The organism is Kitasatospora sp. NPDC057512 (assembly GCF_042802135.1).
Lineage (GTDB): Bacteria > Actinomycetota > Actinomycetes > Streptomycetales > Streptomycetaceae > Kitasatospora.
Window position 1 is genome coordinate 1 of sequence record NZ_JBHVET010000991.1, and the last position, 2,476, is coordinate 2,476.

A 2,476-nucleotide genomic window follows, 5' to 3' on the forward strand; every position below is an offset into this window, starting at 1 on the left:
GTTCCGGGGGCCGTCGCCGTCCGGTCTGGAGGTTCGCGGAAACCTCCTTGGCGGGGGATTCGGCGCTGTGGAATGATCCGCACGCTCTCCATGCGATCTTTTCCCGACGCTGGGAGGCCGAAATGCTTAACAAATGCTTCGAAAAGCCCAGGGGGCTCCCATTTCCAGATTCCGTACGGCTCTCGCCGCCGGTGTGACGCTGCTCGGGGCGGTCGGTCTGCCGGCCGTCGCCGCGGGCGGCGCGGCCGCGGCCGGCAGCACGCTCTACGTCAACAACGCCGCGGGTGCGCACTGCACCGACAGCGGCGCGGGTACCCAGGCGGCGCCGTTCTGCTCGGTGGGCGCGGCGGCGGCCGTCGTTCAGGCGGGACAGACGGTGGAGATCGCCGACGGAAGCTACAACGAGGACTTGACCGTAACCCGGTCGGGCACGGCCGAGGCGCCGATCACCTTCCGGGCGAGGAACACCCAGGGAGAACCGGGCGGAGCCTGGTTCGGCAGCCTGGGAAAGCCGACCAAGGGCCTCACTGTCAAGGGTGCCCAGCACGTCCGCTTCGAGAGCCTCAAGATCGCTCCGGCCATCCGGACGGTCGGCGTGTTGGTGGATGGCGCCCGTGATGTTTCCTTCGACAACACCGACGTCACCGGCGGCGGTGGCGTTCACATCACCAACGGCTCCGACCAGGTGCTCTACGGACGTGGCGACTTCAGCTACAGCCAGGGCCCGGTGATCGTCGTGGACGGCGGCTCCACCGGCACGGTGGTGACCACCAACAAGGTCCAGTCCGGCTCCGCGGCCGACGCGACCGGGATCCTGGTCAAGGACGCGCCGAACACCGTCGTGGTGGCCAACACCGTCAACTCGTCCTGCTTCGCCGGGATCGTGCTGGACGGCGGCTCGACCGGTGCGGTGGTCGAGAACAACGTGGTGAACACCGCGAAGAACCAGAACGCGGCCTGCGACACCCCGGCCGCCGCCACCGGGATCGCGGTCGGGGCCAACGCCACCGCGGGCACCAAAGTCGACTACAACCTGATCGATTCGCGCAGTGGCGGCGCGGCCTACAGCTGGGCTGGCAGCCCGTACACCTCGCAGGAGGCGTTCACGGCGGCCACCGGACAGGGGGCGCACGACTTCGTCGATCTGACCAACGTGCCGAAGGGCCCGAACGCCCCGGTCGACCACCGGATCGACTCGGCGGACGAGAACGCCCCGGGCATGCTGCCGACCGACCGCGGGGGCTGGGCCCCGGTCGACGACCTGAGGGTCGTCAACACCGGTACGGGCAGCGGCATCCGTGACCGGGGCGCGGTCGAGATGCTCGGCATCGGCAGCGCGTTCACCCCGGCCGGTCCGACGCGGCTGCTGGACACCCGGGCGCCGATCGGCGTGCCCGCCGCGAAGGCGGTTCCGGCCTGGGGAACCGTGGACCTCCAGGTCGCCGGCGTCGCAGGTGTACCGGTATCCGGAGTGGACGCGGTCACGATGAACGTCACGGTGACCGACCCCACGCAGGACGGGCACCTGACCGTGTACCCGCACGGTGACGAGGCGCCGAACTCGTCGAACCTGAACTGGACGGCGGGGCGGACGATTCCGAACCTGGTGACGGTGCCGGTGAAGGACGGCAAGGTCTCGTTCTACAACGCCTCCGGCGGCACCGTGCACCTGATCGCCGACCTGGACGGCTACTACAGTCCGAAGGGTTCGTTGTTCCACCCGCAGGGTCCGACACGGCTGCTGGACACCCGGGCGCCGATCGGCGTGCCGACCGCGAAGGCGGTTCCGGCCTGGGGAACCGTGGACCTCCAGGTCGCCGGCGTCGGGGGCGTCCCGGCGGAGGGCGTGACGGCCGTGACGATGAACGTCACGGTGACCGACCCCACGCAGGACGGGCACCTGACCGTGTACCCGCACGGTGACGAGGCGCCGAACGCGTCCAATCTGAACTGGACGGCGGGGCGGACGATTCCGAACCTGGTGACGGTGCCGGTGAAGGACGGCAAGGTGTCGTTCTACAACGCCTCCGGCGGCACCGTTCATGTGATAGCCGACCTCGCCGGTTACTACGCCACCGAGGGCAAGGTCACCTATCGGGCCGACGGCCCGTGGCGGCGAATGGATACCCGTGACCCCGCCTTCGGCACGACCGCTGTCCCGGCCTGGGGCACCCTGACCCTCAATCTCGGGGACCTCGCGGCGGTGACCCTGAACGTGACGGTCACCGAGCCGGGCGACGAGGGGCACCTCACCGTGTATCCGCACGGTGACGAGGCACCGAACGTGTCGAACCTGAACTTCCTGCGTGGCGAGACCATCGCCAACCAGGTCGTGGTTCCCGTGAAGGACGGCAAGGTCTCGTTCTACAACGCCAGCGGTGCCCCGTTGCACCTCGTGGTGGACCAGCTCGGATACCAGCTGTACTGACCCGCTACCGAACCAGCACCCCGACGGCCCCGGCGCCGAGCCCCGCGC

At 69.4% G+C, this 2,476-nt stretch carries 1 protein-coding gene; it reads left to right on the forward strand.

What is annotated here, in order from left to right; all coding sequences use genetic code 11:
* Positions 1–193: 193 nt before the first annotated feature.
* Positions 194–2,428, forward strand: coding sequence for a right-handed parallel beta-helix repeat-containing protein (locus tag ACFU6K_RS36660; RefSeq protein ID WP_380670619.1), 2,235 nt, complete (start codon positions 194–196; stop codon positions 2,426–2,428).
* Positions 2,429–2,476 lie beyond the last annotated feature (48 nt).